Here is a 21,111-nt window from a genome sequence, read left to right on the forward strand (position 1 = left end):
CTCCCACTCGAAAGACGGTCCCGCGCGGCCCGGCCACCTGCCCGGCCGCGCCGCGGGGGCGGCGTCCGAAGACGCCGCCCCCGCGGTCGGATCATTCGTTGGTGAAGTTGCCGACCTGGCTCGCCGTGGACGACTGGTCGCTCGTCGAGCCGCCCGCCGGGGTGCTCAGGCCGCCGGTGGTCGCGTCCCCGGTGGTCGTCGGCGCCACCTTGCCGCGGTGCCGCTCCGGCTGCCGCGCCACCCGGCGGGCGCTGGCCGGGCCGGCCGTGCCGCCGGTCGTGGTGACGGCACCCTGACCCCGGGTCGGGCCGCCGTCGCGGAGCACCTGGGGATCGACGCGGACGTGCGCCGGGTCACCCGGGTCCTCGTCCTGGATCACCCGCTGCACGTCGGTCTGCGGCACGGTCACCTCGTCCAGGGCCCCCTCGCCGTACCCGCCACCGGCGATCCGCTCCTCCGCCCGCCGGGCGGCCTCGTTCCGCACGTCGTCCTCGCGCATGCTGTCTCACCTCGCCGAAGTCGTCGGTGTCCCACTGCGTGCCCGACGCCCGCCCGGCCAAACCCGCACGGCCGGTTCACCCGGACGTCGCCCGCTGCTCGCCCGCCCGCCGTCCACGCTGCCGATGCTGAGCGGCGAACCAGCGGGACACCCCCGCGGGAGGGAGAAAGAGCGTGCGCAACGTACGCCGCACCGCCGTCGCCGCCCTGGTGGCGGCGACCGTGACAGCCGGGCTCGCAGCGCCCGCCGAGGCGAAGCCGCGACCGGACCGGACATTCGACCTGCAGGCCCACCGCGGCGGCCTCGGGTTGCGGGTGGAGAGCACCCTCGCGTCCTTCGGCAACGCGCTCCACCTGGGCGTGGACACCCTGGAACTGGACGTGCAGATCACCGAGGACGGCCAGGCCGTCGTCACCCACGACCGGCGCGTCAGCGGCGCCAAGTGCGTGGACACCGCACCGGCGACCCCGGGCGACCCGGAGTTCCCGTACGTCGGGAAGTACGTCAACACGCTCACGCTGGCGCAGGTCCGCACCCTCGACTGCGGCACGAGGACCCTCGCCGACCGCCCCGGTCAGCTCGCCGTGCCGGGTGCCCGCATGCCGCTGCTGCGCGAGGTGTTCGCGCTGGTCAAGCGGCACCGGGCGGACGACGTGAAGCTCAACATCGAGACCAAGGTGGAGGCCGGCGCGCCCAGCGAGACCGCGCCGCGTGAGCAGTTCGTCCAGGTCACGGCGGCCGAGATCCGGGCCGCCGGGATGCTGAAGCAGGTGACCATCCAGAGCTTCGACTGGGGCGCGCTGATGCGGATGCGCCAGGTCGAGCCGCGGCTGCCGCTGGTCGCCCTGACCAACTACGACTTCCTCCAGACCGGGCAGCCGGGCGCCTCGCCGTGGCTCGGCGGGCTGGACATCGACGACTTCGGCGGCGACCCGATCGCGGCGATCCGCACCTTCGGCGCGAAGACCTTCTCGCCGGTGCACGGCTTCCCGCAGAACGGCACGGTCACCGACCCGACCTACCGCCCGTACGTGACGAAGGAGATGGTGGCGCACGCCCACCGGCACGGGATCACCGTCGTGCCGTGGACGATCAACGACGTCCCCACCATGGCGAAGCTGCTCGACGACGGCGTGGACGGCATCATCACCGACTACCCGGACCGGCTGCGCGGCCTGCTCGCCCAGCGCGGGATGCGGCTGCCCGAGGCGTACGCGTCGCCGTTCGACATCCAGGCCCACCGGGGCGGCCGGGCCACCCGGCCGGAGAACACCCTCCCGGCCTTCGCGCACGCGCTGGAGAACCCGGCGATCTCCACCCTGGAACTGGACACCGGCGTCAGCGCCGACGGTCACCTGGTCGTGCTGCACGACCGGACGATCAACGGTTCGCACTGCGAGGACACCGCGCCGGCCTGGCCCGGTGACCCGGAGTTCCCGTACGTCGGCAAGCGGGTACACGACCTGACCCTGGCGCAGCTCAAGACGCTGGACTGCGGCTCGAGGACGCCGGCCGACGCGCCGGACCAGGTCGCCGTGCCGGGCGCGCGCATCCCCACCCTGGACGAGGTCCTCACGCTGGTGCGCAGCAGCGGCCGGGACGACGTCCGGCTGAACATCGAGACGAAGATCAGCCCGGTGGTGAACGACACCGCGCCGTACGACGTCTTCACCCGCAAGCTCGTCACGGCGATCCAGCGGGCCCGCTTCACCGACCGGGTCACCATCCAGTCGTTCGACTGGCGGACCATCCGGTACGCCCGCAAGCTGGACCGCCGCATCGACACCGTCGCCCTGGTCTGGCAGTACGGTCCGGCCGAGTGCGCGAGCCTCGCCGACGAGTGCTCGCTGCGGGCGGTCTACGGCGACCCCCGGGTGAAGAGCCCGTGGACCGGGGGCCTGGACTGGTGGCGGTACCGGGACCTCGGCAAGCTCGTCCGGGCCGCCGGCGCCGGGACGGTCTCGTCCAACTGGCAGGTCCACGACCCGGCGCAGGGCATCGTCGCGTCCGCCGACTGGTACCTGCGGGAGAATCCGGCATACTTCCACGGACCGGACGTCCGTACCCTTCAGCGGCGGTACGGGCTGAGCGTGGTGCCGTACACCGTCAACGATGCGACCGTGATGCAGCGGGTCATCGACCTCGGTGTCGACGGGATCATCACCGACGACCCGGACCTGCTGATCGGCGTGGCGATCCGCAACGGCCTGCGCTGACCGCGGGCCGCGACCTGCCGGCCGGAGGCGGTGTTACTGCCCCCGGCCGGTCGGGTAGACGCGGGGTGCCCCCGCCAAGTACGTGAACCGTGCCGTGGCCGACACGCGGTAGCGGGGCGAGGGATCGCAGGTACTCATCGCATCCTCGGGAGGACAGATGAGCACGCAGGCTGCATCCACCAGGCCGATGAACCGTCCCGCGGCGGACGTGCAGAACCGCGCGGCGATGCAGGAGACGCCCACCCGCCCGATGGCGGCGATACCCGACGGGCGCCGGGAACAGATGCCGTCGCCCGGTACGGAGACGAAGCAGTCGTTCCTGACCACCGAATTCTGGATCTACGCCGCCGCGGTCGCGGTCGTGGTGATCGCCGCGTTCTGGCGAGGTTCGGCCACCGACGGGCTGAACATCAACAACCCGACCCTCGCGTGGTGGTACCTGTCCATCCTGACCGCCGCCTACCTCGTCAGCCGGGGTCTGGCGAAGGCCGGTACCGCTCGGCGCTCCGGCGAGGAGCGACGCGCGGGTCGGCGCTGACCGCTGAAACCGTCGGTGCCCTCCGGGATCCGTCCCGGAGGGCACCGACGCTGGTTCGGTCCTACTCCTCGAAGCCGCCGAAGTCCCCGCCGAAGTCGCCCTCGACCGCGTCCTCGATCATCTCGCCGGCGATCATGCCGCCGGCCATGCCGAGTGCGGCGCCGGCGACCACGCCGCCGACACCCATCCCACGGCCGTGGTGCCCGTGGCCGTGCTGGTGCGGCATGCCGAAGCCCTGCGCCCGCAGGCTGCCGTAGCGGGAGGTCGTCTCCCGCAGCCAGCCGTCGACCACCTGCGTCCAGTCGACCCGGTCGGCGTCGGCGTGCGAGACCTGGTAACGGCCGAACACGTCGTGCCCGGAGCTGAAGAAGCCGCCGCGCTTGTCGCACTCCAGGATCACGTCCACCCCGTGCGGGCTGGTGACGAACGTCAGCTCGACCTCGTTGATGGTCTGCGCGTACTGCGGAGCCGCGAAGAACTCGATCTCCTGGTAGAACGGCAGCGTCTGCTGCGTCCCCCGGATGTGGCCACGCTCCAGGTCGGAGTGCTTGAACCGGAAGCCGAGCCGCTGGAACGCCTCCAGGATCCGCTCGTGCACCGGCAGCGGGTGCACGTTGACCTGGTCCAGGTCGCTCTTGTCGACGGCCCGGGCGATCGCCAGCTCGGTGCGCAGACCCATCGTCATGCCGTGCAGGCGCTGGCCGTACACGTCGGTGATCGGGGTCTCCCACGGCACCGGCAGCTGGAACGGGATGGACAGCTGCTGCTTCGCGGCGAGCTGGAGCGGCCCGGAGACGGGCATCCGGTGGAATTCCATGATGCCCGCGTACTCGGTGTCGTGGCCCTCCATCTCGACCCGGGTGACCAGGCCGACGACGATCTGCTCGATGGCCGCCGGCGCGTCCCCGCCGAGCAGGTTGACCTGCCCCTCGAGGGTCAGGCCGGGCCGAGTGTTCGGGTTCGTCAGGACGGTGTCCACGCTGGGGCCGCCGACGCCGAACGCGCTCAACATCTTCTTGAAGACCATCGGAACTCCCGCTGGGTCTGGTGTCCACGCTCTGCCGGAGCGGGACGGTTGACGGGGGCACGGTATCGGGCGGCGCTGTGAGGTCGCTGAAAAGTGTCGCACCGGCGCCGCGCGGCCACCAGCCGCCGCGCCCGGTACCGCCGCAGGGTCAACTCGACATCGCTGAAGTCGGGGTGTCCCGAACGCCCGGACGCCCCGACTTCAGGAAAGTCGAGTGGATCTGGCGACGCGGACGCCAGCCACTGCCGCGACCGCGCCGGGTCAGAACCACTGGCGTACGCGCACCGACGCGCCACCGCCGTTGTCGCCGAGGTTGGGATCGTTGACGGTGAACACCAGATGTGGCCTGCGGTCGATGCTGTTGCCGAGGAAGAGCAGGCACCCGCTGTCCGCGCCGACCGGGAACCAGCGGCTCTGGCCGTAGCTCCGGCCGTTCTTCAGCACCAGCATCTCGCCGTCGGTGACCCGTGCGATCAACGCGTAGCGGGGCGCGTCGGGAGCCGGCCAGTCGCCGTTGTCCGGCGGCAACGGCAGCTCACCGGCCACGTTCTTGGTGGTGCCCCAGAAGTCGATCCGCACGGTGCCGGTCGCCGTGATCCGGAACGCGTCGCCCCGGACGACGCCGGCCGGCGTGCTCCAACCGGTGTGGACGTTGCCGGGCGCCGACCACGGGGCCGGGTCCTGGAAACGTGGCGTGGTCGAGTCGTAGCAGCCGTCCAGGTCGGCGGCGGCGGGAGCGGCCGGCACCAGCACCGCACCGGCGACCAGGACGAGGGCTACGAGGGCGGACAGTCGGGGTCTGATGCGCACGGGGACCTCCCAGCGAACGGCCGGCGGGAGGCCGGCACTCGCCGCCATCGTGGCGGGCGCCGGCAAGCCGCACGCGACCACGGGTTTGCAAGGCGGTGCCCTTCGGATCAGTTCGTGAACTCGAACTGGCCGTCCTTGACGCCGCTCACGAAGGCCGTCCACCGGGCGGCACTGTAGATGATCGTTCCAGCGTCCCGCGCCTTGCTGTCCCGTACCGCCACCCGACCCGAACCGTCAAGAAACGGCCCCGCCTCGACACAGTTGCCGCCGTTGTCAGGGCTCTTGGTGCTTATGTGCCAAGCCACGTCAGGGATGGTTCCGCTCATGACAGCTCCTCCGCGATCGCTGAGAGCAGCTTCGCCGACTCGCTCGCGCTGAGTGCGGCCTCCCGGAGCCGATCGTACGCGCGGACGTACCGCAGAGCCTTGTCCGACTCTACGAACAGCCGGCCGCCAAGGGTCTCGGCGTGAGCCACGTCGGTGTACGGCGGGGGCATCTTGAACAGCCAGAACGTGCCGTCCAGACCGGCGTGCAGCCCAAGAGTGGCAGGAAGGACCCGGATCTCGACCGTCGGTTTCCTCGCCGACCGCACAAGGTGGGCAAGCTGGGCGGCCATCACTCCCCGGGTCATCACCGGTCGTCGCAACGCCGTCTCTTCGACGATCACCCCCAGTCTGGTGGGCGACGGCCGGTCGAGTAGCCGCTGCCGGTCCATGCGGAGTTGGACCCACTTGCGGATCTGGGCTTCGCTGGTCGAGCTGGGTTCCGCGTTCCTGATGACCGCCTCGGCGTAGTCCCTGGTCTGAAGCAGGCCGGGTATGAGCAGCGAAGCATAGGTGCATACCTGCTCCGCCCGCGACTCCAACCACGGGAAGTCGATGAACGAGGTGTCGTAGATGGTCCCGCCGAGGTCGTTGTCCCATCGGTCGACGCGCCAGGCATCCTGCGCCAGTTGAATGAGTCGGTCACGCTCCCGCTCGTCGTAGACACCATAGAGGTCGAGCAACTCGACCACGAGATCGCGCCGGAAGGGCCATTCAGCTCGCTCGTACCGGGCCAGCGAAGAGAAGTCCCGCTCCAGATACTGGGCGACGTACTTGAGCGTCAGACCGCGTCGTTCCCGCAGCTCGCGCATCTGTTGACCGAGCCACTGAGCACGAAGCGTCCGGACGAAGGCCTCCCTCTTCGCGGCCATTCTCACCTCTCACACACCCGTAGAAAAAGGGATCCGTTGGTGTCGTTGCACCAATACCGAGCCCACTGGAAATGTGGCCTTCGGGTGAGGGTGATCACCGACCCCCGGGGACGCCCGGTGCAAGTACGGCAACCGCGGCTGTGCCAACAGCCGAAAAGGTGACGAGAGACGGCCTCGCGTGTGGCAGACGCATACCGGCTCTCGTCGGGTCTCAACATGGAGCCGCATCACGCGCGCATTCTCGGCTCCGACCGACTTGACGAATACCTATCACGGCGAGGCGGGTCTTCGCGACCCCACCTGTCCGCGATTCGACACCACCCACCGGCAGCCCGGTGGCCGTACTCGCCGATCGAGGCTGCGGTCGCCGGGCGGGGCGGCCCTGCCGGAACTCCCCCTCCGCCAGGGCCTCCCCCTACAACTTCGAAAGGAGCCCACCGATGAACCGAGGCACCGTCTACGGCGCCGCACCGCCCCGGCTGCATCCGCGCCACGTCCGCGACCGCCAGTTCGCCACCGTCAGCTTCGGTCGGCGCGGCCTGCACCCTGAGGAGGTGCGGCAGTTCCTGCACCGGGTCGCACTCGAACTGGCCGCCCTGAACCAGGACGTCGCCCGGCTCAACGACGAGAACATCCGCCTCAAGCGTGCGCTGCGCGACTGGCAGAGCGCGCAGGCACAGCGGAGGATGTCGTGACGCCGCCTGCACGGCGGCCACTCGGCGTGGTGTTCGTACCGCTGCCGCAGGCTGTGGTCGAGGCCGTCGCCGGCACGGACGGCGCCCCGGCACGGCACGTGATCCATCTGCCGGTGACGCTCCCGGAGCTGGCCGACGCGCTCCGCTTCGCGTACACGTTCGGCCGTTCGGTGGCTCTGATACCGGGAATCGAGGCAGCGGGGGTGACCGTCTCCGCCGAGGACGCCCAACACGTACGGCACTGGGTGTTCTGCGACCGCATCATGCCGGACCGGAGCCGGTGTGCCCGCCGGACCGACCACGACGGTCCGTGCGAGCCGGTTACGCGAGCCCGGTGAGGTCAGAGCGGGACAGGGTCCACGATCATCAGCTCGCCGACCTGGTCGCCGATCTGGCCGCGCGCCTCGGCCGGCAGGCCGGCGTCGGTGACCAGCACGTCCGCGTCCTCCAGCGGGGCGATGGTGGCGATGCCGATCGTCTCCCACTTGGTGTGGTCGGCGAGCACGACCAGCCGCCGGGACGCGGCGATCAGGGCCCGGTTCACGCCCGCCTCCAGCAGGTTCGGGGTGGTGAAGCCGGTGCGCGGGCTCATCCCGTGTACGCCGAGGAAGAGCAGGTCCACGTTGAGCGATCCGATGGCGGCCTCGGCGACCGGCCCGGTCAGCGCGTCCGACGGCGTGCGGATGCCACCGGTCAGCACGACCGTCTGGTCGGCGCGCGGGTTCTGGTAGAGGGCGTCGGCGACGGGGATCGAATTGGTCACCACGGTCAACCCACGGACGTCGGCGAGGAGGCCGGCCAGCGCGGCCGTGGTGGTGCCGGCGGAGAGCGCGATCGCCATGCCGGGCTCGACGAGCGACGCGGCCCGTTCGGCGATGGCCCGTTTCTCGGCCTGCTGGCGCACCGACTTGGCGGCGAAGCCGGGCTCCTCGGCGGACCCGGGGCCGGCCAGCGTCGCGCCGCCGTGCACCTTGTCGACCAGCCCACGCTCGGCCAGCACCTCCAGGTCCCGCCGGATGGTCATGTCGGAGACGCCGAACCGGCTCACCAGGTGACTGACGCGCACGCCGCCCCGCTGCCGGATCAGGTCGAGGATGGCGGTCTGCCGCTGCTGGGCGAGCATCGAACCTCCTTCGCGCGTCGTGGGCAAGGACAACCAGCTCAGGCGGCGTCCGCGGCGGGGGCCCGCGGGTCCGCGGCGGCCACGGCCGTCGACGCCACGGGTACGTCCTCCCGTACGACGGCCACCTCGCCGGGCGGGACGGTCAGCTCGCCGGCGCAGGACGCCCCGCCGAGCAGTTCGGTGCCGCTGGCGGCGAGCCGGACCTCCTCGCCGGTGTGGTTGAGGACGAACAACCAGCTCCGCTCCCCGTCCCGCCGCCGGACCACTTCCACACCGGGCGGCGCGTCGGCCGGCGGCCGCACCCCGGCCTCGGCGACCAGCCGGGCCACGAGGCGGTCCGTCGCCGCGCCGTCCAGGCGGGTGCCGACGTACCAGGCGGCGCCGGCGCCGACCGGGTGCCGGGTCACCGCCGGTACGCCCGGCAGCGGCCCGTCGGCGTACGCGGACAGCACCTCGGCGCCGCCCTCGGCGTGCAGCCACTCGGTCCACACGTCGGCGACTGACCCGTCGTCCAGGTTGACCCGCTCCCCCGCCCGCAGCGGGAAGAACTCCTCCACTCGGACGCCGAGCAGGTCCCGGAACGCGCCCGGGTACCCGCCGAGCCGGATGTGGTCGTTCTCGTCGACGATCCCGCTGAAGTAGGTGACCAGGGCCGTCCCACCGGCCTCGACGAAGGCGCGCAGCGCGGCGACGTGCGCGTCCCGCACCAGGTACAGGGTGGGGACCAGCACCAGGCGGTAGCCGGACAGGTCGGCGGACGGGTGCACGACGTCCGCGGTGACGCCGGCCCGCCACAGCGCCCCGTAGAGCACTTCGAGCCGGTCGGCGTACGTGACGTCGACGCTGGGGTGGGAATCCAACTCGACACCCCACCATGCCTCGTAGTCGAACAGGATCGCCACGTCGGCGTCCACCCGGCTGCCGACCACCTCCGACAGCGCCGCGAGGTCGGCGCCGAGCCGGCACACCTCGCGGAACACCTTGGTGTCCGGGCCGGCGTGCGGCACCAGCGCGGAGTGGAACTTCTCCGCGCCGGCCCGCGAGGCCCGCCACTGGAAGAACAGCACGCCGTCGGCGCCGCGCGCGACGTGCGCGAGACTGTTGCGCCGCAGCTGCCCGGGGGGCTTGGCGACGTTGCGCGGCTGCCAGTTGACCGCGCTGGTGGAGTGTTCCATCAGCAGCCACGGCTCACCGCCGGCCACGCCGCGGGTGTGGTCGGCGGCGAGGGCCAGTCCGACGTGTGACTCCGGGTCGGCCGCGGTCAGGTAGTGGTCGTTGGCGACGACGTCCACGTCGGACGCCCAGGAGTGGTAGTCCAGGTACTTGATACCGGTGCCGATCATGAAGTTCGTGGTGACCGGCCGGGTCACCAGCCGGGCCAGCACCGCCCGCTCGGCCCGGAGCTGGGCGCGCTGCTCGTCCGAGGAGAACCGCAGGAAGTCGAGCTGCTGGGTGGGGTTGGCGAAGGTCGGGGCGAGGCGGGGCGGGTTGACCTCCGCCCAGTCGCCGTAGCGCTGGCTCCAGAACGCGGTGCCCCAGGCGTCGTTGAGCGCGTCCAGCGTGCCGTAGCGGTCCCGCAGCCAGCCGCGGAACGCCTCGGCGCTGACGTCGCAGTAGCAGTGCACGTTGTGGCAGCCCAGCTCGTTGGAGACGTGCCACATGACCACGGCCGGGTGGTGGGCGTACCGGCTCGCGACGGCCTCGACCAGGGCGAGCGAGCGCTCCCGGAACACCGGCGAGCTGGGGCAGTAGGCCTGCCGACCGCCGGGCCAGAGGATCGCGCCGTCGGCGCGGCGGGGCAGCGTCTCCGGGTGCCGGCGGGCCAGCCACGGTGGCGGGCTGGCGGTGGCGGTGGCCAGGTCGACCGCGACGCCGCCGCCGTGCAGCAGGTCCAGCACCCGGTCGAGCCAGCCGAACTCGTACCGGCCCGGCTCGGGTTCGAGGAGAGCCCAGGAGAAGATGCCGACGGAGACCAGGTTGACGCCGGCCCGGCGCATCAGCGCGACGTCCTCGGCCCAGGTCTCCTCGGGCCACTGCTCCGGGTTGTAGTCGCCGCCGAAGAAGATCCGCTCACCCTGCCACCGCCGCATGACAGCAGAGGGTGCCCCCGGGAGAGGCACAAGTCAACACTTTCCAACATCGACATTCTTTCCAACGTTTACCTCGTAACAGGCTTGTCACGACTGGGTTATCCACCCGGCACACCCCTCTTGACAGAAGCGGTCGAACGAGTAGCTTGAGCGGCCACTGGCAGTTCGTGTTCGCCAATGTGGGTTCTCGGTGGATCGGCATGTGGGATCACGACGGGTGGTACTGCCAGCCGACGGCCCTCGGGCGCAGCACCTTCTCATCCGCAGGAGGCACCATGTCCCGTCCCCGATCCCAAGCCGAGTACCTCGCCCGGCTCGTACCCCCCTCGGTCGCCGGCCTCCGCCGCCGCTCGTTGCTCGCGGGCGCCGCCGGCACCGGCGCGCTGCTCGGCACCGGCCTGCTCGCCGGCTGCGGCGACGACTCGGGCGGCTCGGGCTCCAAGACGGTGTCGCTCGGCTCCAACCAGTCCGACCCGAAGCCCAAGGACGTGATCGCGAAGGTCGTGGACGGCTTCCAGACCTCGTCCGGCCTCCAGGTCGCGATCAACACCGTCGACCACAACACCTACCAGGAGAACATCAACAACTACCTCCAGGGCAAGCCGGACGACGTATTCATGTGGTTCGCCGGCTACCGGATGCGGTTCTTCGCCGCGCGCGGCCTCGCCGGCGACCTCAGCGACATCTGGGGCAAGCTCTCCGGGATGTCGGACGCGTTCAAGAAGGCGTCCACCGGCGACGACGGCAAGCAGTACTTCGTCCCCTCGTCGTACTACCCGTGGGCGATGTTCTACCGGAAGTCGGTGTGGCAGCAGAACGGCTACCAGGTGCCGAAGACGCTCGACGAGCTGACCACCCTCGCCGCCGAGATGAAGAAGGACGGCCTGGTCCCGATCGCCTTCGCCGACAAGGACGGCTGGCCGGCGATGGGCACCTTCGACATCCTCAACCTGCGGATCAACGGATACCAGTTCCACATCGACCTGATGGCCGGCAAGGAGTCGTGGACCTCCGACAAGGTGAAGAAGGTCTTCGACGCCTGGCGCGGCCTGCTGCCCCTGCACCAGCCGGACAGCCTCGGCCGCACCTGGCAGGAGGCGGCCCAGTCGCTCCAGCAGAAGAAGAGCGGCATGTACCTGCTCGGCCTCTTCGTCGCCCAGCAGTTCAACAACGACGAGCAGGACGACCTGGACTTCTTCACCTTCCCCGAGATCGACCCGGCGATCGGGGCGAAGGCCCTGGACGCGCCGATCGACGGCTACATGATGGCCCGCCGGCCGAAGGAGGAGGAGAACGCCAAGAAGCTGCTGGAGTACGTCGGCTCCAAGGCCGCCGCGGACATCACCGTGAAGAACGACCCGAGCACCCTGGTCGCCAACACCGAGGCGGACACCAGCGGCTACACCGCGCTCCAGAAGAAGGCCGCCGAACTGGTCGGCTCGGCCACCGAGATCGCCCAGTTCCTCGACCGGGACACCCGCCCGGACTTCGCGTCGACGGTGATCATCCCGGCGCTCCAGCAGTTCATCAAGGACCCGGCCGACATCGACGGACTCACCACCAGCATCGAGAACCAGAAAAAGTCGATCTTCACCGACTGACGGCGGAAGGGGGAGGACATCGTGTCCGACCTGCCCCTGGTCCAAGCGGACCGCGCCGTACCGCCGCCGGCCGCGACCACCACCACCGGTGGGCGCGGCCGCCGGCTACGGCTCCTGTCCCGCACCGACCGCGTGGTCATCGCGCTGATGGTGCTCGTACCGCTGCTGCTCGTCGTCGCCCTCGTCTGGCTGCCGGCGCTGGCCACGGTGGCGCTGTCGACCACCGACTGGGACGGCATCGGCCCGGTCAGCGAGATCGAGTTCGTCGGTGCCCGCAACTACTCCGACGTGGTGAACATCTACCCGCCGTTCGTCCCGGCCGTGCAGAACAACCTGCTCTGGCTGGCCGCGCTCTTCGTGGTGGCCACCCCGATCGGGATGTTCCTGGCCGTCCTGCTCGACAAGGAACTGCGCGGCACCCGGTTCTACCAGACCGCGCTCTACCTGCCGGTCGTGCTCTCCCTCGCGCTGATCGGCTTCGTCTGGCAGCTCATCTACTCGCGCGACCAGGGGCTGCTCAACGGCGTCTTCGGCACCGACGTCGACTGGTACGGCGACCCGGACGTCAACATCTGGGCGGTGCTCGTCGCGGCCGGGTGGCGACACGTCGGCTACATCATGCTGCTGTACCTGGCCGGGCTGAAGGGTGTGGACCCGTCGCTGCGGGAGGCCGCCGCCGTCGACGGCGCCTCGGAACCCAGCACCTTCTTCAAGGTGGTCTTCCCGGTCATGCGACCGATCAACATCATCGTGCTGGTCGTGACGGTGATCGAGTCGCTGCGCGCGTTCGACCTGGTCTGGGTGATCAACAAGGGTCGCAACGGCCTGGAGCTGATCTCCGCACTGGTCACCGCGAACGTCGTCGGCGAGGCCAGCCGGATCGGCTTCGGCTCCGCGCTGGCGACCATCATGCTGGTCGTCTCGCTGGTCTTCATCACCGTCTACCTGGCCACCGTCATGAGGGAGGACCGGCGATGAGCACCGCCGCGACGCTGAGCCGGGACGAGGAGGTCACCCCACCGGCCCCGGCCCGTCGGCCGCTGCGCCCGGCCCGGGTGCTGCTGCACGTCTTCCTCGCCGCCGTGGCGGTGAGCTGGCTGTTCCCGATCCTGTGGGCCGTGCTCACCTCGCTGCGGTCGTACGAGTACACCGCCGCCAACGGCTACGTCTCGCTCGGCGGCTGGACCTTCGACAACTACGTCACCGCGTGGCGGACCGCCGAGTTCGGGCAGCACTTCCTCAACTCCGTGTACATCACGGTGCCGGCGGTGCTGCTGACGCTCTTCCTCGCCTCGTGCGTCGCGTTCGTCATCGCGCGGTTCAGCTGGCGGACCAACCTGATCCTGCTCGGCCTGTTCACCGCGGCGAACCTGCTGCCCCAGCAGGCCCTGCTGATCCCGCTGTTCCGGCTCTTCACCCAGGTGCCGCTGCCGGAGTTCATGAGCGACTCCGAGCTGCTGTACGACAGCTACTGGGGGCTGATCCTGGTCAACGTCGCCTTCCAGTGCGGCTTCTGCGTCTTCGTGCTCAGCAACTACATGAAGGCGCTCCCCCGCGACCTGTACGAGGCGGCGATGGTCGACGGGGCGAGCGTGTGGCGGCAGTACTGGCAGGTGACCATGCCGCTGTGCCGACCCGCCCTCGCGGCGCTGGCGACGCTGGAGGTGACCTGGATCTACAACGAGTTCTTCTGGGCCACCGTGCTCATGCGGACCGGCGACAAGTTCCCGGTCACCAGTTCGCTCAACAACCTGCGCGGCGAGTTCTTCACCGACAACAACCTGGTCTCGGCCGGCTCGGTGCTGGTCGCGATCCCCACCCTGGTGATCTTCTTCCTGTTGCAGAAGCAGTTCGTCCGGGGCCTCACTCTAGGAGCCAGCAAGGGATGACGATCCTGCACCTGCGCCGCGCCCGGGTCAGCCTGGTGCTCGACGCGCGCGGGCCCGGCCTGCCGCGTGTCGTCCACTGGGGCGCCGACCTGGGCCCGCTCACCGACGGGGACCTGGCCACCCTGGTCGCCGCGACCGTCCCGCCGGTGGTGCCGAGCAGCTTCGACGCGCCGACCGTGCTGTCCCTGCTGCCCGAGCCCGGCGCCGGGTGGAGCGGCCGGCCGGCGCTGGCCGGGCACCGCGACCGTGGGGCCTGGTCCACGGCGTTCCGCCTGGACGGCGTCGACGCCTCGGACCCGAGCCGCGTGGCCGCGGGCGGGGACGCGGTGCGCGTACCCGACGGGGAGCGGGACCACGACGGGGCCGGCACGGCGCGGGTGACCGTGCGGGCGTCGGACCCGGCCGCCGGCCTGTCCCTCACCGTGGAGCTGGCGCTGGACCCGCACGGCGTGCTGACCGTGCGGCACCGGCTGCGCAACGACGGCACGACCGGTTACGAACTGCGGGAGCTGACCCCGGTGCTGCCGGTGCCGGCGGTCGCCACGGAACTGCTCGACCTCACCGGCCGGTGGTGCCGGGAACGGTCGCCGCAGCGGCACCCGTGGTCGATGGGCACCTGGGTACGGGAGGGCCGGCACGGCCGCACCGGCCACGACGCCACGCTGCTGCTGGTGGCCGGCACGGCCGGGTTCGGGTTCGGGCACGGCGAGGTGTGGGCGGTGCACACCGCGTGGAGCGGGGACCACGTGACCTTCGCGGAGCGCCGGCCCACCGGCGACTCGATCCTCGGCGGCGGCGAGTTGCTGGCCCCCGGCGAGGTGCTGCTCGCCCCGGGCGCCGAGTACGCCACCCCGCTGCTGTACGCGGTGTGGTCCGACACCGGGCTGGACGGCCTCAGCGACGCCCTGCACCGGCACCTGCGCGCCCGGCCGACCCACCCGCGGACGCCCCGGCCGGTCACCCTCAACGTCTGGGAGGCGGTCTACTTCGACCACGACCTGGACCGGTTGCGCGCCCTCGCCGACCGGGCCGCCGAGGTCGGCGTGGAACGGTTCGTCCTCGACGACGGTTGGTTCCGGGGTCGGCGGCACGACCGCGCCGGCCTCGGCGACTGGTACGTCGACGAGAAGGTCTGGCCGGACGGTCTGACGCCGCTCGTCGACCACGTGACCGGCCACGGGATGGCGTTCGGGCTGTGGGTCGAGCCGGAGATGGTCAACCCCGACTCGGACGTGTTCCGCACCCACCCCGAGTGGGTGCTCTCGGTGCCCGGCCGGCTGCCGCCCGAGTGGCGGCACCAGCAGGTGCTCGACGTCGCCCACCCGGAGGCGTACGGGTACCTGCTCGGCCGGCTCGACGCGCTGCTCACCGAGCACCCCGGCATCAGCTACCTCAAGTGGGACCACAACCGGGACCTCACCGAGGCCGGCCACCACGGCCGGCCGGGCGTACACGAGCAGACCGTCGCGGTCTACCGGCTCCTCGACGAGCTGCGTGCCCGGCACCCGGACGTCGAGATCGAGAGCTGCGCCTCCGGCGGCGCCCGGGTCGACCTGGAGATCCTCCGGCTCACCGACCGGGTCTGGGCCAGCGACTGCAACGACGCCCTCGAACGGCTGGCTATCCAGCGCTGGACCGGGCTGCTGCTGCCGCCCGAACTGGTCGGCACCCACATCGGGCCGGAGCGGTCGCACACCACCCACCGCGTCCACGACCTGGGCTTCCGGGCGGCGACCGCGCTCTTCGGCCACCACGGCATCGAGTGGGACATCGGCGCGATCAGTGCCGACGAACGCCGGGAGCTGACCGCCTGGGTGGCCCTGCACAAGCGGCTCCGCCCGCTGCTGCACGCCGGGCGGGTGGTCCGGGTCGACCACCCGGACCCGGCCGTCTGGGCGCACGGCGTGGTCGCACGCGACGGTTCCCGGGCGGTGTACGCGGTGGCGCGCCTGGCCACCTCGGTCGCCCAGGTGCCCGGGCCGGTCCGGCTCCCCGGCCTGGACCGGCACCGGCGGTACGCGGTCCGACCGGCGGCGGGCGTGCCGGAACCGGCGACGCTCCAGATGACCGAGCCCGGCTGGGTGGCCGCCGGTGGCGCCACGCTGACCGGTGCCGTCCTCGCCTCGGTCGGGCTCCCGGTGCCGGCGCTGCACCCGGAGCAGGCCCTGCTGCTGGAGGTCACCGTGCTCGACTGAGATTCCCGGAGATTTTTCCGCGCCGGATGTCGAGCGGCGGTGCGCCTGCTTCTACCTACGGGTGAGAGCACCGACGATGGTGCCCGAGACCTGAGGAGCCAGACGTGAAGTACATGTTGCTCATGCAGTTCAGCGCCGCCGGCACCGACTTCCCGCCGATCCACACCTGGACGCCGGAGGAGATCCGGGCGCACATCGGGTTCATGGGAGAGGTCAACGCGAAGCTGGTCGCCGACGGCGAGTGGGTCCAGGGTGAGGGCCTCGGCGGGCCGGCGCAGGCGAAGATCGTCCGGGCCGGCAGCGGCGGCGAGCCCGTCGTCACCGAGGGGCCGTTCGCCGAGACGAAGGAGTTCCTCGCCGGCTGGTGGATCGTGGACGTCGACACCCCGGAGCGGGCGGTCGCGATCGCCGCGCACATCTCCACCGCGCCGGGCCCCGGCGGCCGGCCGCTGAACATGCCGATCGAGGTGCACCCGGTCATGTCGGCCCCGCCCGAGGAGCTGTGACAGCTGGACACGGTCGACCGTGACGTCGAGGACCTGCTGCGCGACCTGGCGCCGCAGGTCCTCGGCGTGCTCGCCCGCCGCTTCGGTGACTTCGCCACCGCCGAGGACGCGGTCCAGGAGGCGCTGCTCGCGGCGGTGACCCAGTGGCCGGTCGAGGGATTGCCGGACAACCCCCGGGGCTGGCTGGTCCAGGTCGGGTACCGCCGGATGGTCGAGCTGGTCCGCTCCGAGGCGGCCCGGCGACGTCGGGAGGACCTGGCCGCCATCCGCGCGCCGGACGACCGCCGGGCCGCTCCGGCGGCGGACGAGGAACTGGGCGCGGACCGCGACGACACCCTGGTGCTGCTCTTCCTCTGCACCCACCCGGCGCTCTCCCCCGCCTCGGCGATCGCGCTCACCCTGCGGGCGGTCGGCGGCCTGACCACGGCGGAGATCGCCCGGGCGTTCCTCGTGCCCGAGGCCACGATGGCGCAGCGGATCAGCCGCGCCAAGCAGCGGATCCGCGCCTCCGGGGTGCCGTTCCGGATGCCCGACGTCGAGGAGCGTCCGGCCCGCCTGGCGGCGGTGCTGCACGTGCTGTACCTGATCTTCACGGAAGGGCACACCGCCAGCGTCGGCGCCGACCTGCGCCGGGTGGACCTGGCCGAGGAGGCGGTCCGGCTGGCCCGGGCCCTGCACGCGGCTCTGCCGCAGGAGAGCGAGGTCGTGGGGCTGCTCGCGCTGATGCTGCTCACCGACGCGCGGTCCGCCGCGCGTACCGGCCCGTCCGGCGAGTTGGTCTCCCTGACCGACCAGGACCGGTCCCGCTGGGACCGGGCGGCCATCGCCGAGGGCGTCGCGCTGGTCACCTGGGCGCTGCCCCGGGGGCCGGTCGGCCCGTACCAGGTGCAGGCGGCCATCGCCGCCCTGCATGACGAGGCGGCGAGCGCCGAGGAGACCGACTGGCCGCAGATCCTGGCGCTGTACGAGGTGCTGGAGCGGCTGGCACCCGGGCCGGTGGTGTCGCTCAACCGGGCGGTCGCGACCGCCATGGTGCACGGTCCGGCCGCCGGGCTGGCCGCCCTCGACGCCCTCGCCGCCGATCCCCGGCTCGCCGGACACCACCGGCTGCCCGCCGCCCGCGCCCACCTGCACGAGATGGCCGGCGACCGGAAGCGCGCCATCGCCGACTACGGCGCCGCGGCCGACCTGACGACGAGCCTGCCGGAGCAGCGGTACCTGCGCATGCGCGCCGCCCGCCTCACCGCGACCCGGCACCAGGGCTGAGCACGCCGCGCCCGCACCGCCGCCGCACCCCTTGGCCGGACCGACCACCCGCCTCGCGGCCTTTGCTCTGCTTCAACCGGCGCACGGGTTTGCCGTCAGAATCCGTGCGTCCGTTGAAGCAGAGCAAAGGGACCAGAGCAGGTATGCCGCTCCCGGCGACGGGTGCTTGAGACGAGGGTGCGCGACGAGCCGGGCAGCCGACGTCAGGCGCGGCCGACGTCAGGCGCGGCCGGCGCGGTGGCCGGGCCCTGGTCCGGCCCGGCCACCGGTGGACGGATCAGCTCGCGGTGCAGGTCACCGCGGGTGCGGCGTTGGTGCCGTTCCAGCTGCCGAGGAAGCCGAAGCTGGTGCTGGCGCCGGCGCCCAGCCGGCCGTTCCAGTCCACGTTGCGGGCGGTGACCGCCGACCCGCTGCTGGTCAGCGACACGTTCCAGGACTGGTTGACGGTCTGGCCGTTGGCGAACGTCCAGCGCACCGTCCAGCCCGTGATCGCCGACCCGCCGGCGGTCACCCGGACGTCACCCTGGAAACCGCCGGGCCACTGGTTGGTGATCGTGTACGTGGCCGTGCAGCCGCCCGGCGGTGGCGTCGTGGGCGGCGGGGTGGTCGGCGGGTTGCCGAACACCGTGGCCTCCTTCGCGGTGGCCTTGATGCCGTTGGCGCCGTCGAACAGCCGCTGGCCCCACGTGCTCAGGTTGTTCGGGTCGAAGTTGACCGCCAGGTCCAGGTACTCGACGCCACCGCCGTTGCCGCTCCACGACCAGCCCAGCCAGCCGATGCCGTTGGCCTGGCTGTAGCTGAGGATGGTGTCCTCGTCCGGGTTCCCGTCGGAGTGGTTGTGGCCGAACTCGCCCACCACGATCGGCAGCCGGGCGGCGCGGAACCGGCCGAGGTAGTCGCTGATCTCGGCGGCGGTGTCGAAGACGCCGTACATGTGGATCGAGAAGACGGTGTTGCGGTCCGGGTCGGCGGCGAACACCGTCGACGCGTTGTCGCGCATGGTGAACGTCCAGTCCTGCCCCCAGTTGGGGGCGTCCACCATGATCGTGTGGTCGAGGTCGGCGGCGCGCAGCCGCGTGATCGCGTTGGACGTGTCGCCGGCCCAGGTGCCGTGGTTCTGGTTGCCGTACGGCTCGTTGCCGATGTTGACGATCACGTACGCCTCCTGTCCACGCAGGACATCGGCGATGCTCAGCCAGTAGTCGACGGCCCGGTCGAGCGAAGCCGGTCGCGGCCCGCGCCGGCTGCCCGATCATCAGGACCGCGACGAGCAGCGCGAGGAGCGCCGCACCGGCGGCGGAGAGTCGTCTTGTCATGGCCTTCCTCACCGAGGGCCCCCGCTGCCCGCGCAGGGGTGGGACGTCACAGGGGACGGCGGTTGCAGCCCGACAACCGCCACCTGGCTCCCGGCGGCAGGAATCAGCGTAGAGCGATGGCTGCCGGAGCGCAATGAACCGGTTAAGGAACGCGGTCCGCCAGGGTTGACCGACGCCGACCGGGGTATCCGGGGATGATCCGCCCGGTCGGAACGAGGAGGCACCATGGTCAACGTCGGCTACACCCTCCTGTGCGAGCAGGCCGGTCCGAAGGAACTGGTCGACTACGCCGTACGCGCCGAGGCGGCCGGCTTCGACCACCTCGTCATGTCCGACCACTACTACCCCTGGCTCGACTCGCAGGGCCACGCCCCGTACGCCTGGTCGGTGCTCGGCGCCGTCGCCCACGCCACCTCGCGGGCGCAGCTGATGTCGTTCGTGACCTGCCCGATCGCCCGCTACCACCCGGCTGTCGTGGCGCAGAAGGCGAGCACCGTCGGCGTGCTGTCGGACGGGCGGTTCACCCTGGGCCTGGGCGCGGGTGAGAACCTCAACGAGCACGTCGTGGGCGGCTGGCCGCACGTGCAGCAGCGGCACGAGATGTTCGAGGAGGCCCTCCAGATCATCCGGCCCCTGCTCAACGGGGAGACGCTCACCTTCTCCGGCAACCACTACGACGTGCCCGACGCGTACGTCTGGGACCGGCCGGAGCAGCCGGTGCCGATGGCGGTCGCCGCCTCCGGCCGGCAGTCGGCCAGCCTCGCCGCCGAGTACGCCGACGGGATGATCGCCACCGACCCGCTCGCCGAGCTGGTCGAGATGTACGACGACGCCGGCGGCGCCGGCAAGCCACGCTTCGGGCAGGTCGCCATCTGCTACGGCCCGGACGAAGCCGAGTGCCGCAAGATCGTGCACGACCAGTTCCGCTGGTTCGGGTTGGGCTGGAAGGTCAACGCGGACCTGCCCGGGCCGGACGCCTTCGCCGCCGCCACCCAGTTCGTGCGGGAGGAGGACGTCGCCGAGGGCGTCCCCTGCGGCCCGGACGTCGACCGGCACGTCGAGGCGTTCAAGAAGTTCGTCGACGCCGGCTTCAGCCACGTCGCGCTCGTACAGGTCGGCGGGGAGAGCCAGCCGATGTTCCTGGAGTGGGCGCAGGAGCAGTTGCTGCCGCGCCTGCGGGAGCTGTGAGGGTCTCGCCGCTGCGGCGGCCCCGGCTGACCGCGGCCGGGCGCTTCGGCCCCGCCGAGCTGCGCCTCGCCCTCGCCGCGCCCCGGCCCGCCGCCGGTCTGACCAGTGAGTGGCGCCTGGTCGACGGGCTCCGGACGCACACCCGCCGCGGCGCCGACCCGGGCACCGACGCCCCGCCGGTCGTGCTCGTGCACGGCCTCGCCGTCTCGCACCGGTACCTCACCCCCCTCGCCGTGGCGCTCGCCGACACCCACCCCGTGTACGTGCCGGACCTGCCCGGGTTCGGCCTGACCGAACGCCCCGGCACCGCGTACGACGTGCCCCGGCACGCCGACCACCTCGCCGCCTGGCTGGCCGCGTACCGGATGCCGCCGGTCTGCGTGCTCGGCCACTCGTTCGGCGCGGAGGTCGCCGCGGCCCTGGCCGCCCGGCACCCCGAGGCGGTCCGCGCGGTGGTGCTGGCCGGCCCCACCAGCGACCCGGCCGCGCGGTCACGGCGCGGCCAGGTCGGACGGTGGCTGGTCGACACGCTGCGCGAGGCGCCGTTGCAGGCGCCCATCCTGCTCCGCGACGTGTGGGACGCCCGCCCCTGGCGGGTGTCCGCGACCCTCACCCACTCGGTGCGCAACGCGATCGAGGCGGACCTGGTGCGGATCGCCGCGCCGACCGTGGTGGTGACCGGATCCCGCGACCCGGTGGTCCCCGGCGGGTGGCGGTCACAGGCGGCACGGCTGGTACCCGACGCCCGGGACGTCGTGGTGCCCGGCGCCGCGCACAACGTCGCCACCACCGCGCCGGCCCAGGTCGCCGACGCGGTCCGGCTTCTGCTGGCTCCGACCCCTGACGAACAGGTGATTCGCTGATGCGCATCGGAAACACGGAGATCCGCCCGGCCGGCGGCGGCCTCGGCTGCCTGCTGATGATCCTCTTCTCGGTCGTCGCGTCGATCGTCCTGAC

20 protein-coding genes are annotated in these 21,111 nt (G+C 71.8%); 12 read left to right on the forward strand and 8 right to left on the reverse strand.

Annotated elements, in window-relative coordinates:
- Positions 1-91: 91 nt before the first annotated feature.
- Positions 92-499: a hypothetical protein gene (locus tag AB0873_RS17765; RefSeq protein ID WP_155333248.1), complete on the reverse strand. Its 408-nt coding sequence runs from the start codon at positions 497-499 to the stop codon at positions 92-94.
- Positions 500-672: 173 nt separating this feature from the next.
- Here AB0873_RS17765 and AB0873_RS17770 point away from each other — a divergent pair, with 173 nt between their 5' ends.
- A complete protein-coding gene (locus tag AB0873_RS17770) occupies positions 673-2,715 on the forward strand; it encodes a glycerophosphodiester phosphodiesterase family protein (protein WP_155333249.1) in 2,043 nt (680 codons plus the stop codon).
- 157 nt (positions 2,716-2,872) lie between these two features.
- The gene (locus AB0873_RS17775) at positions 2,873-3,253 is read left to right on the forward strand and encodes a hypothetical protein (protein WP_366600788.1); all 381 of its coding nucleotides are present in this window, start codon (positions 2,873-2,875) and stop codon (positions 3,251-3,253) included.
- A gap of 61 nt (positions 3,254-3,314) precedes the next feature.
- Here the strand turns inward: AB0873_RS17775 and AB0873_RS17780 are convergent, their stop codons facing one another.
- The 4 genes from AB0873_RS17780 to AB0873_RS17795 form a co-directional block, all read right to left on the reverse strand.
- Positions 3,315-4,232, reverse strand: coding sequence for a sporulation protein (locus tag AB0873_RS17780; RefSeq protein ID WP_366600818.1), 918 nt, complete (start codon positions 4,230-4,232; stop codon positions 3,315-3,317).
- Positions 4,233-4,541: 309 nt separating this feature from the next.
- Entirely contained in the window at positions 4,542-5,090 is a 549-nt protein-coding gene (locus AB0873_RS17785) for a hypothetical protein (RefSeq protein WP_366600789.1), read from the reverse strand.
- A 107-nt stretch (positions 5,091-5,197) separates the two neighbouring features.
- Positions 5,198-5,416 carry a DUF397 domain-containing protein gene (locus AB0873_RS17790; RefSeq protein WP_366600790.1) on the reverse strand — a complete coding sequence of 73 codons (219 nt, stop codon included), beginning with the start codon at positions 5,414-5,416 and terminating at the stop codon, positions 5,198-5,200.
- On the reverse strand, positions 5,413-6,285 hold the full coding sequence (locus tag AB0873_RS17795) for a helix-turn-helix transcriptional regulator (protein ID WP_366600791.1): 873 nt from the start codon (positions 6,283-6,285) through the stop codon (positions 5,413-5,415). Before AB0873_RS17795 ends, AB0873_RS17790 begins: the two co-directional genes overlap by 4 nt.
- 440 nt (positions 6,286-6,725) lie before the next feature.
- Between AB0873_RS17795 and AB0873_RS17800 the strand changes: the two genes are divergently transcribed.
- Together AB0873_RS17800 and AB0873_RS17805 are read left to right on the forward strand one after the other, a co-directional pair.
- Entirely contained in the window at positions 6,726-6,980 is a 255-nt protein-coding gene (locus AB0873_RS17800; protein ID WP_366600792.1) for a DivIVA domain-containing protein, read from the forward strand.
- 98 nt (positions 6,981-7,078) lie between these two features.
- Entirely contained in the window at positions 7,079-7,318 is a 240-nt protein-coding gene (locus AB0873_RS17805) for a hypothetical protein (RefSeq protein ID WP_366600819.1), read from the forward strand.
- Between the two features lie 2 nt (positions 7,319-7,320).
- On the opposite strand, the gene AB0873_RS17810 is transcribed toward AB0873_RS17805, so the two are convergent.
- Together AB0873_RS17810 and AB0873_RS17815 are read right to left on the reverse strand one after the other, a co-directional pair.
- A complete protein-coding gene (locus AB0873_RS17810) occupies positions 7,321-8,103 on the reverse strand; it encodes a DeoR/GlpR family DNA-binding transcription regulator (RefSeq protein ID WP_366600793.1) in 783 nt (260 codons plus the stop codon).
- Between the two features lie 38 nt (positions 8,104-8,141).
- The gene (locus tag AB0873_RS17815; RefSeq protein ID WP_366600794.1) at positions 8,142-10,193 is read right to left on the reverse strand and encodes a beta-galactosidase; all 2,052 of its coding nucleotides are present in this window, start codon (positions 10,191-10,193) and stop codon (positions 8,142-8,144) included.
- 275 nt (positions 10,194-10,468) lie between these two features.
- Between AB0873_RS17815 and AB0873_RS17820 the strand changes: the two genes are divergently transcribed.
- From AB0873_RS17820 to AB0873_RS17845, 6 genes are all read left to right on the forward strand, one after another.
- Positions 10,469-11,794, forward strand: a complete 1,326-nt coding sequence (locus AB0873_RS17820; protein WP_366600795.1) for an ABC transporter substrate-binding protein — start codon at positions 10,469-10,471, stop codon at positions 11,792-11,794.
- A 21-nt stretch (positions 11,795-11,815) separates the two neighbouring features.
- Positions 11,816-12,772 (forward strand): sugar ABC transporter permease, encoded by a 957-nt coding sequence (locus tag AB0873_RS17825; RefSeq protein ID WP_155333256.1) that lies wholly within the window; start codon positions 11,816-11,818, stop codon positions 12,770-12,772.
- Positions 12,769-13,683, forward strand: coding sequence for a carbohydrate ABC transporter permease (locus AB0873_RS17830; protein ID WP_366600796.1), 915 nt, complete (start codon positions 12,769-12,771; stop codon positions 13,681-13,683). Before AB0873_RS17825 ends, AB0873_RS17830 begins: the two co-directional genes overlap by 4 nt.
- A complete protein-coding gene (locus AB0873_RS17835) occupies positions 13,680-15,878 on the forward strand; it encodes an alpha-galactosidase (RefSeq protein WP_366600797.1) in 2,199 nt (732 codons plus the stop codon). The genes AB0873_RS17830 and AB0873_RS17835 overlap by 4 nt, the downstream gene beginning before the upstream one ends.
- Before the next feature lie 113 nt (positions 15,879-15,991).
- Positions 15,992-16,384: a YciI family protein gene (locus tag AB0873_RS17840; protein WP_366600820.1), complete on the forward strand. Its 393-nt coding sequence runs from the start codon at positions 15,992-15,994 to the stop codon at positions 16,382-16,384.
- Positions 16,385-16,387: 3 nt separating this feature from the next.
- Complete coding sequence (locus AB0873_RS17845) at positions 16,388-17,650, forward strand: sigma-70 family RNA polymerase sigma factor (protein WP_366600821.1); 1,263 nt, start codon at positions 16,388-16,390, stop codon at positions 17,648-17,650.
- Positions 17,651-17,927: 277 nt separating this feature from the next.
- Here AB0873_RS17845 and AB0873_RS17850 read toward each other — a convergent pair whose 3' ends face one another.
- A complete protein-coding gene (locus AB0873_RS17850; RefSeq protein ID WP_366600798.1) occupies positions 17,928-18,806 on the reverse strand; it encodes a cellulose binding domain-containing protein in 879 nt (292 codons plus the stop codon).
- 385 nt (positions 18,807-19,191) lie between these two features.
- On the opposite strand from AB0873_RS17850, the gene AB0873_RS17855 reads away from it, so the two are divergent.
- Both AB0873_RS17855 and AB0873_RS17860 read left to right on the forward strand, forming a co-directional pair.
- Positions 19,192-20,154: a TIGR03557 family F420-dependent LLM class oxidoreductase gene (locus AB0873_RS17855; RefSeq protein WP_366600799.1), complete on the forward strand. Its 963-nt coding sequence runs from the start codon at positions 19,192-19,194 to the stop codon at positions 20,152-20,154.
- On the forward strand, positions 20,151-21,017 hold the full coding sequence (locus tag AB0873_RS17860) for an alpha/beta fold hydrolase (RefSeq protein WP_366600800.1): 867 nt from the start codon (positions 20,151-20,153) through the stop codon (positions 21,015-21,017). The genes AB0873_RS17855 and AB0873_RS17860 overlap by 4 nt, the downstream gene beginning before the upstream one ends.
- Positions 21,018-21,111 lie beyond the last annotated feature (94 nt).

It is taken from the genome of Micromonospora sp. NPDC047707, assembly GCF_040704235.1.
Taxonomy (GTDB): domain Bacteria; phylum Actinomycetota; class Actinomycetes; order Mycobacteriales; family Micromonosporaceae; genus Micromonospora.

Bases quoted from the DNA above. Each gene is read 5' to 3' on its own strand.
- AB0873_RS17820 (WP_366600795.1), top strand. From the start codon at position 10,469: ATGTCCCGTCCCCGATCCCAAGCCGAGTACCTCGCCCGGCTCGTACCC.
- AB0873_RS17795 (WP_366600791.1), bottom strand. From the start codon at position 6,285: ATGGCCGCGAAGAGGGAGGCCTTCGTCCGGACGCTTCGTGCTCAGTGG.
- AB0873_RS17810 (WP_366600793.1), bottom strand. From the start codon at position 8,103: ATGCTCGCCCAGCAGCGGCAGACCGCCATCCTCGACCTGATCCGGCAG.
- AB0873_RS17855 (WP_366600799.1), top strand. From the start codon at position 19,192: ATGGTCAACGTCGGCTACACCCTCCTGTGCGAGCAGGCCGGTCCGAAG.
- AB0873_RS17840 (WP_366600820.1), top strand. From the start codon at position 15,992: ATGTTGCTCATGCAGTTCAGCGCCGCCGGCACCGACTTCCCGCCGATC.
- AB0873_RS17835 (WP_366600797.1), top strand. From the start codon at position 13,680: ATGACGATCCTGCACCTGCGCCGCGCCCGGGTCAGCCTGGTGCTCGAC.
- AB0873_RS17790 (WP_366600790.1), bottom strand. From the start codon at position 5,416: ATGAGCGGAACCATCCCTGACGTGGCTTGGCACATAAGCACCAAGAGC.
- AB0873_RS17800 (WP_366600792.1), top strand. From the start codon at position 6,726: ATGAACCGAGGCACCGTCTACGGCGCCGCACCGCCCCGGCTGCATCCG.
- AB0873_RS17830 (WP_366600796.1), top strand. From the start codon at position 12,769: ATGAGCACCGCCGCGACGCTGAGCCGGGACGAGGAGGTCACCCCACCG.
- AB0873_RS17765 (WP_155333248.1), bottom strand. From the start codon at position 499: ATGCGCGAGGACGACGTGCGGAACGAGGCCGCCCGGCGGGCGGAGGAG.
- AB0873_RS17775 (WP_366600788.1), top strand. From the start codon at position 2,873: ATGAGCACGCAGGCTGCATCCACCAGGCCGATGAACCGTCCCGCGGCG.
- AB0873_RS17815 (WP_366600794.1), bottom strand. From the start codon at position 10,193: ATGCGGCGGTGGCAGGGTGAGCGGATCTTCTTCGGCGGCGACTACAAC.